Below are 10,155 nucleotides of genomic sequence, written 5' to 3' on the forward strand. Positions count from 1 at the left end.
TATCTACCCCTTATATCTGAACTATTGGTTGATCTCTTCCAATATTTCTTTAATAATAGCCGCATTTTTATCTATATATCCTGTACTTAACATATCAAAATGACTGCCAAATCCGTTATATACTTTGAACTCTCCCGTTGTTGCCTCTCTCCATCCTTCACATAAATCAGCTTCACCTTCATTGTCTTGCTGCTGTGATATAATAAGATGGATATTGGAGTTTATCTGTCCCGAGTTTATAACACTTCTAGTGTATTTATGATAATTTCTTATTCTTTCAATGGCCTTTTCAATAACTGCCTGGTTATCTCTAAACATGCCTTTTATAAGTTTCTCATTTTCTTCTATAAATTCTTTATCCTGTTGCTCAGCAAGTTTCTTAGCATCTTCGCTTTCTTCCTCAATAAGGACAAATGATTTAGCCGAATCCAGAAAGATTATATCGGATACATGATGTCCAGTTTCAATTAATACTTTAGCAACTTCAAATGCCAGATTACCTCCTGCCGAGTAACCAAATAGAATATATGGGCCCTCGGGTTTGACAGAAGTAATTGCCTTCACATACTCCTCCATCCTGCTCTCATTTTCTATAAAGTCAAAGGAATATATGGAATAAGCATTCATTTGTTTTGATAAACTACCATAAGCTATTCCATTTCCTCCTCCTGGAGGGAATGCAAACATAAGACTCTCCATTGCTGAATTAAAATGAATTGCCGGACTTGGTGTAATATAATCATTGGCGTACGTATTGTGTATAAAACGGGCAATTTCCTTTATGGTTGGGGCCATATAAAAGTCTTTTAGTGGTACCTCAACATTTAACTGTTCATAAATTCTGCTTATAAGGGATATTGCCTTCAGTGAGTATCCTCCCAGTTCAAAGAAGTTATCATTCACACCAATTTTTTGTACTCCAAGGGCATCATGCCACAGCAGTGCAAGCTTCTCCTCAACTTCACCGCAAGGCTCTACATACTCTACTGATGTAGCTAAAGTACCGTCATTTTGGGGTAAATTATTCCGATCTATTTTTCCATTGGCTGTCAAAGGCAGCTTTTCCAGCTGAACAAAGTATTGTGGTATCATGTAATCGGGAAGTTCTTTTAAGAGAAGCGCCCTTAAATCTGATATTGTAAATTCACTTTCCCCTGCTATATAAGCACACAAATACTTGTTGCCCTCCTGGTCTGTCTTTGCAATTACCGCAGCTTCTTTTATTGAAGGATGCTTTAATAGCTGCACTTCTATTTCCCCAAGCTCTATCCTAAAGCCCCTAATCTTTACCTGATGGTCTACTCTGCCTATAAATTCGATGTTTCCGTCAGGAAGCCACCTTCCAAGATCACCGGTACGATACATTCTTTCTCCAGAGCTGAAAGGATTAGCTACAAATTTTTCCGTAGTCAATTCAAGTTTGTTCAAATAGCCTTTTGCCAGCCCATCTCCAGATATATATATTTCACCAGTTGTATTAACCGGTAAGATATTCATGTCTTCATTAAGTATATATATCTTATAATTCTGCAATGGCATACCTATAGGTATACTTGTTAGATTTCTCACCTTCTCACGGCTTAAATGGTAATAAGTTGAATCTACGCAGCATTCTGTTGGACCATAAACGTTTGTTATAGTAGGGTTATTATCTTTAAACCGATCATAGAAACCTTGTATACCTTTACATGAAAGTTCTTCCCCTCCGATAATAAACTGTATAACTGAAAGACTTTCGCCAGGACTGGCAGTATCTGTTAAAAGCTTTATATGTGCTGGTGTTCCGTCTGAAACAGCAATTGAATTCCTGTTATAGTACTTTAGAAGGCCCTCACCATCTAGCCTTGTATCCTCAGGAACTATAAACAGCGTATGGCCAAGGAGAGAAGCCGCAAATATTTGTTTTACAGATGCGTCAAAAAAGTAAGGGGACACAAGGGCAACATTTAAATAATTATCATAATTTTCATAGACAAGCTTTCTTAGTCCATAAACCAAGTTAACTACACTTCGATGCTCTATCATTGAACCCTTCGGAACTCCAGTAGATCCCGATGTATAAATGATATAAGCTAAGTCCTCTGGTTTATTTATTTTATCAAGGTTTTCAGCACTTCCAATGTATATTTCAGGGGAATCAAGCAGTAATATATTACCGTAAAACTCTGCTTTATCCGCTAAATGTGATTGCGTCAACAGCATAGTTGCATTACTATCTTCCAGTAATTTTTTTATTCTTAGTTCAGGAAGTTTGGTTGAAATTGGTAAATAGACACCTCCTGCTTTTAAAATTCCCAGTATTCCAACCTGCATATCTACAGATCTTTCTACCATTATTCCAACTATGCTGTTTTGCTTTACACCATTACTTCTTAGTGCTCTGGCAAGCTGATTTGCCTTTTCATTGAGCTGCCTGTAGGTTAATTGCTTGTCCTCAAACACTACAGCTACATTATCAGGTGTCCTTTCCACTTGGTCTTGGAACAGCTCATGTAGAGTCTTATCCCTAGGGTATTCTGCCTTTGTATCATTAAAACTATTTAGTATTTGCTGTTTTTCATCCTGAGATAGTATATTTATTTCGGACAGCATCTTTTCGGGGTAAGCTGTGATCTCTTCCAGTACATTGATGAAATGGACCCCAAGTTTTTCTATTGTCTCTTTCTTAAACAGACGAGTAGCATACTTTAACCCAAATACAATATTATTCTGGGTCTCTTGGGCGTTTAGGGTCAAATCAAATTTGGACGCCCTGAACTCATTATCATAGGGCATGAACCTTAGCCCATTCATCTTAAATTCTGATGCCTCTTTATTTTGCAAGACAAACATAGTATCAAACAGCGGATTTCTGCTCAAATCCCGCTTAATGCTAAGCTTCTCCACAAGTTCCTCAAATGGGTAATCCTGGTTTTCATAAGCCCTTAGAGCGTTTTCTTTTACTACCATCAAAAACTCGCTGAAATTCTTTTTACCTTGAGGGTAATTCCTCATAGCTAGGGTATTGACAAACATGCCTATGATGTCCTGCAAATCTGTATGTGGCCTTCCTGCTATAGGGCTTCCAATTACGACATCTTCCTGTCCGGTGTATTTGAAAAGAAGCACATTGTATGAAGCTAGAAGCACCATATACAGTGTTGCTCCATGATCCACGGCAAGCTTGTTCAGTTTATGTGCAAGTTCCCGGCCTGTTTCAAAACTGACCATATCGCCTTCAAAACTCTGTATAGCCGGCCTTGGGTAGTCTACCGGCATATCAAGTACTGGTATTTCTCCCCTAAATGCCTGGAGCCAGTATTCTTCTTGTTTACTGATTGTGCCGTCAGCAAACAATTTATTCTGCCATACGGAATAGTCCTTGTACTGAATCTGAAGTGCTGGAAGATTCATTCCTTCATACAAGCTTATGAATTCTCTTACCAGTATTTCATCCGACACCCCGTCAGATATGATATGGTGTTTATCAAGCATCATGACATGCCTGTCTTCTCTAATTTTTACGAGCCCTGCTCTTAGTAAAGGAGCCTTGCCAAGGTCAAATGGCCTTATGAATTCATTTGCTGCTTCTGAGGCTTTTTCTTCGCCGGTTTCCATGTACATGATACTAAATTCCACCTCATCATGGACCTTCTGCACCGGTTCACCATCTACCATATGGAAGGAGGTCCGGAAAGCCTCATGCCTTTTTACCAGCTGATCTAAGGCTTTCTCAAAACGTTCTATATCAATACTGCCTTCTAACAACATAAACTCTGGCATATTGTATGCCACCCTTGCTCCTTCAAGCTGATTTAATATATACAGCCTTCTTTGGGAAGACGACATAGGATAGTATTCCATTTCTCCAGTGGGCTGGATAGATTGATAAATACTCTCTTGGGCTTCCTGGATGTACTTGGTAATTTCTGCAATTGTCGGCAGCTTGAATATCTCCTTAAGAGATATATTTACATTGAACTCTTTGTGAATTTTGGCTGCAAAGTTTATTGCTTTTAATGAGTGCCCCCCAAGCACAAAGAAATTATCATTTCTCCCTATTTTCTCAACCCCCAGGATATCCTGCCACAATTGTACAAGCTTCTCTTCCACTTCACCTGAAGGTGCTTCATACTCTACTCCAGTATTTAAATGAGCAGCAGGGTGGGGCAAGTTCTTCCGGTCTATCTTACCATTGGCTGTCAAAGGCATTTCATCCAGCTGCATGAAGTATGCCGGGATCATATACTCGGGCAATTCTTTTGAAAGGCATTCCCTTAGTTCAGTTATTGTCAGTTCATTTTCCCCAACGAAATATGCACACAGATCCTTGTTCTTCTGTTGGTCTTCCTTTACAATAACCACAGCTTCTTTTATTGAAGCATGTCTTAATAGCTGAGCCTCTATTTCTCCAAGTTCTATTCTAAATCCCCTTATCTTTACCTGGTGGTCCATCCTGCCTAAAAATTCTATATTCCCGTCAGGCAGCCATCTTGCCAAGTCCCCAGTACGATACATTCTTTCTCCCTTTATAAACGGGTTAGATACAAATCTTTCTGCAGTAAGCCCCGTCTTGTTTAAATAGCCTTTGGCAAGACCATCCCCAGATATATATAATTCCCCAGCGATACCTATAGGATTTACTTCTAATTTCTTACCAAGTATGAATGCTCTGGTGTTTGGCAAAGGACGGCCTATGGGGATATTATCCAATCTACTAAGCCCCGCCGCAGTAATCAAATATTCCGTAGAATCCACACAGCATTCGGTAGGACCATAAACATTTGTGATGCAAGGTTGCACATCCTCAAATCTGCTTAGGAAGTCTTTTACTGCATCAAATGGAAGAACATCTCCGCCTATAATAAAATGTCTCACTTTTAGGTTATTATCTATAGGAGGAGAATTTAACATCATATTTACGTGTATGGGCGTTCCATCCGAAATATCAATCCTATTTTCACTATAGAAGTCCAGCAGCTTTTTACCGTCTTTCCTTGCTTCCTCCGGTACAATGTACAATGCATGCCCCATTAGCAGTGCTGCGAAAATCTGCTGCACCGAAGCATCAAAAACATAAGGGGCAATGAGGCAAACATTCAACGGTGATTCATATTTGCTATATATTCTCTGGAACAGACCCTCTACCAGGTTTAATACACTCTTATTATCAATGCAAACACCTTTAGGGTTTCCCGTTGAGCCAGAGGTATAGATGATGTACGCTGTATCACCAGGCTTATTTATACATTTTATATTCACATCGTTTATAAAATTATAATCATAATCAGATAAATCAATAATCTCACCATCGAAATCATCACGATCCATAAGATGATTTTGGGTGAGTAAAATTTTGGCCTTGCTGTCCTCCATCATATACCTTTTTCTTTCCAATGGATAATTAGGATCTACAGGAAGGTACGCCCCCCCAGCCTTGATTACTGACATTATACCTATAACCATTTCAGGCGAGCGGTCCACCATTATGCCTACAATATCATCAGGCTTTACTCCCTTTTCTCTTAATGCCCTGGCCAATTGGTTTGCCTTTTGATTCAGTTCTCGGTAGGTTAATTGTTTACCTTCAAAAACCACTGCAATATGATCAGGAGTCTTTTTCACTTGCTCCTCAAACATTTGGTGTATGGTTTTATCCAGGGGATATTCGAGAGCAGTATCGTTAAAGCTGTATAATACTTGCTGTTTTTCTTCCTGTGATAACATTTCGATTTCATAAAGCCTTTTTTCGGGGTATGCTGCAATTTCTTCCAGCAAATTGATGTAATGAGCCCCAAGTCTTTCAACAGTTTCTTTCTTAAACAGTCTTGTACAGTATTCGAGTTCAAAGGCTATACCATCCTCAGTCTCAAATGCATTTAAGGTGATGTCAAATTTTGATATTCTGCCTTCTATCCCTTTGTTGTACGGCTTGAAGCTTAGATCAGACGTTATGAGCTCTGCTTTTCCAACATTGTATATGGCAAACATGGTATCAAAGAGGGGATTCCTGCTCATATCCCTCCTTATGTCCAGCTTATCCACTAATTCTTCAAACTGATAGTCCTGATTGTCGTATGCTTTCAAAGCATTTTCTTTAACTTCTTTCAAGAATTCAATAAAAGTCTTTTCTCCTTGCGGGTGATTTCTCATGGCCAGAGTGTTTACAAACATACCTATGATGTCTTGAAGGTCAGCATGAGGCCTTCCAGCTATAGGACTTCCCACAATAATATCTTCCTGTCCAGTGTATCTAGATAACAGCACATTGTATGCAGCAAGAAGCGTCATATATAATGTAGCTCCATTGTCTGATCCAAGCTTGTTAAGTCTAACCGCAAGCTCGCTATCAGCTTCAAAGCTGATGTAGTCTCCTTCAAAGCTTTGTACTGCGGGTCTTGGGTAGTCGGTGGATAAATCCAGCACAGGGATCTCTCCCTGAAAGGTTTGGAGCCAGAATTCCTCCTGCTTACTTATGGCAGCTCCTGCAAACAATTCCCTCTGCCAAACTGAGTAGTCCTTGTACTGTATACGCAGTGGAGGAAGTATTTTCCCTTCATATAAGCTTATAAACTCTCTTACCAGTATGTCGATGGACACTCCATCCGATATGATATGATGCATGTCAAACACCATAATATGTCTGGCTTCTCCAATCTTTACAAGTCCAACTCTTAATAGTGGAGCCTTTCCAAGGTCAAAGGGCCTTATGAATTTCTCCACTATTTCGGGAACCTTCTCTTCACTGGTTTCCAGGTACATGATACTTAGGTCCGCCTTGTCATGGACTTTCTGAGACAGCTCTTCCTCGATCATATGGAAGGAGGTTCGAAAGCTCTCATGCCTTTCTATCAGACTATGAAAAGCCTGCTCAAAACGTGCTTTATCAACAGTACCTTCCAGCAATATTATGCCAGGTATATTGTAGGCGATTCCAGCTCCTTCAAGCTGGTTTAATATATATAGTCTTTTCTGGGCGGAAGACATGGGATAATATTCCATATCCCCAGCACGTTGAATGGACTGATATAGGCTCTCCTTTGAGTCTTCAATGTAGCTGGCAATTTCTAAGATGGTTGGTGTCTTGAATATTTCCTTAAGAGGTATGTCTACATTGAACTCTTTGTGAATTCTTGCTACAAGGCTTGTTGCCTTTAACGAGTGTCCTCCGAGCATAAAGAAGTTATCATTTCTTCCTACCTTCTCTATTCCAAGGATGTCCTGCCACAGCAGCGCAAGCCTTTCCTCCACTTCACCTGAAGGCGCTGCATACTCTGTTCCTGTATTTATTCTTCCATCAGGCAGCGGCAGCGCCTTTCTGTCCAATTTTCCATTTATGGTTAACGGTACTTTTGCTATCCTCATAAAATAGGATGGAATCATATAATCGGGCAGCTCTTTAGATATAAGCTCCCTTATTTCGGTCACTGTCACTTCTCGGTCAGACACTATATAAGCGCAAAGATACCTGCCTACACTTGAATCCTCCCGGTCAATGACCACCGCCTCATTTATATCAGCATGCTTCAAAAGGGCTGCTTCTATTTCCTCAAGCTCGATTCTATACCCTCTTATTTTAACCTGGTGGTCTTTTCTGCCGGCAAATGCAATATTCCCGTCAGGAAGCCACTTTGCAAGATCTCCTGTTTTATACATCAGTTCTCCAGGCATAAATGGGTTCGGTACAAACTTTTCCCTGGTAAGTTCCGGTTTTTTCAAGTATCCTCTCGCCAATCCTGCCCCGGAAACACAGAGTTCACCCTCAACACCTATGGGCTTAAGATTATTGTTTTCATCAACTATAAACACCCGGGTATTGGTAATAGGTTTACCAATAGGTACCGACTTATCGGCCGTCTCACAATCATCTGCTTTCCATACCGTTGCACATACGGTTGTCTCAGTAGGTCCATAAGCATTTATATATGAAATCCTGTTGCTCCATTTCTTTAAAAGTTCGGGAGTGGAAGCCGAACCTGCTGCAATTACCTTCTTTAAGGAAGTTACTTTTTCCGGGTCCAGATTTGCCAGATACGGAGGTGGTAAAGTAGCAATAGTTATCTCATTTTCATTTAGGTATTCTTCAAATCTTCGATAGTCATTGATAATATCGCTTGAAGATATATATAGTGTTGCTCCTGCCAATAGTCCCATAAATATTTCCCAAACTGCAGCGTCGAATGAAATTGATGCAAATTGAATAATCCTATCGCTTTCACTTACATTTAAGCGGGTCTTGAAAAACGCCTCCAGATTTGCTACCCCTTTATGTTCTACCATAACCCCTTTAGGTTTTCCTGTAGACCCAGATGTATAAATGATATATGCCAAATTTTGCGGTGAACATACCACTTCCAAGTTCATAGGGTTTCCGGCATAAAGGCTTTCATCTTCTATGTCTATATACTTCCCGTAAAACTCCACTTTCTCCAGGAATTTCTTTTGGGAAATCAGCACCCCTATCTCGCTGTCCTCGAGTAAATATTCGATTCTTGCCTTAGGGTAGTCAGGATCTATAGGCATATATGCCCCTCCGGCTTTAAGTATGCCAAATATACCTATGACCATCTCCAGTGAGCGTTCTACCATAATACCCACTATGCTGTCTGGTTTAACTCCCTTATCCCTCAACACTCTTGCAAGCTGATTTGACTTCTCATTGAGTTCCCTATAGGTTAGCTGCTTACCCTCAAACACCACTGCCGCATTGTCAGGTGTCTTCACCGCTTGTTCCTCAAATAGTTGGTGAATGGTCTTTTCCCTGTGGTATTCCTCCGTTGTATTATTGAAGCAGTGTACTATTTCTTTCTTTTCCACTTCGGTGAGTATATCAATATTCCTAATATGCATATCGGGATTATCGGTTACAATTTCTATTACCGACTGAAAATGTCCCTTGATTTTTTCTATGAAATTACCATCATATACCAGTGAGTTGTAACTGAATTTAATAGATAATTCCTTACCGCCATCAACGAGTATCCCAAAATCATAATTCGTCTGCTCGAATATTTCCATTCCAACTACGTTTAAAATGCCATTACTGGATGAAGCATTAACCGCTTCATCCATAGGGTAATTTTCAAAAGCCATAACATGATGTATCAAGGCATCTTTCAAGCATGTTTTTGACTGCACATCCGCCAGAGGATAGAAACTGTACCGGTCAGATTCAAGCACCGATTGCTGCATCTCTTTGATCAGTTCGGTAAAAGTTTTATCCTCATCACAACTCACCCTTACTGCAACGGTATTTATAAATAAACCCACCATGCTCTCAATTCCCTGTATTTCATGAGGCCTTCCCGATACCACCTCACCAAACACCACATCATCGGTATTGTTATACCGCTGTAATAATATCCCCCATATGGTCTTTATAATGGTACTCATGGTTGTATTGTTTTTGGCTGCAAACTTCTCAAGATCGCTAGTTATTTGTTCAGATATTTTAAACTCCGTTTCTTCAATCCTGAAATCATCACTTGCAGACCTGCCGTTTTGGGGAAGGACTGTCTGATGCTCGTAACCTTTAAGATAGGTTTCCCAGTAATCTGCGGCCTCGTTCTGATTTCTGCCTTCCAACCATTTGATATAGCGGCTGTAAGGATATACCTTTCCTGACTCCGGCTCCCGGCTATTCATCAGGGCTTCATAGTTTTCCATAAATTCTCTAAATATATTTGCGAGACTCCACCCATCAATAATGATGTGATGAAAGCTCCATACCATGTTATAAGATTGGTAGCCTGTTTTAATTACACTTAATCTTGTTAAAATATCCCTTGATAAGTCAAAGCCCTTTTTTCTGTCTTTAACCCTGTATTCTTCTATATACCTATCCCTTAGTTCTTCGGCAAGGGAGGTAATATCCTCATAGCTGACAGACAGCTTTCTTTCCTTCATGACTACTTGTAAGGGCTTGGCTACATTTTCATACAAAAAAATTGTTCTCAAAGCGTCATACTTTTCAATAATGATATTAACGCTCTTTTCAACACAATCAATGTCCAGGATGCCTTTTATAGAAAGTGATATCTGCTCAAAGTAGGCGTCTGAATTTTTATCCATCATATAGTGGTACAATATCCCTTGCTGCATAGGAGTGAGCCGGTACATATCTTTTATGTTTTGTTTCTTCAAATCACTCATAAGTACTCCTCCTTAAATACAAAC

1 protein-coding gene is annotated in these 10,155 nt (G+C 39.8%); it reads right to left on the minus strand.

The window, feature by feature from the left end:
* Positions 1 to 21: 21 nt before the first annotated feature.
* The gene (locus ACEN8J_RS09855; protein WP_495594447.1) at positions 22 to 10,131 is read right to left on the minus strand and encodes a non-ribosomal peptide synthetase; all 10,110 of its coding nucleotides are present in this window, start codon (positions 10,129 to 10,131) and stop codon (positions 22 to 24) included.
* Positions 10,132 to 10,155 lie beyond the last annotated feature (24 nt).

The sequence above is a fragment of the Paenibacillus sp. Paensp38 genome (assembly GCF_059491915.1).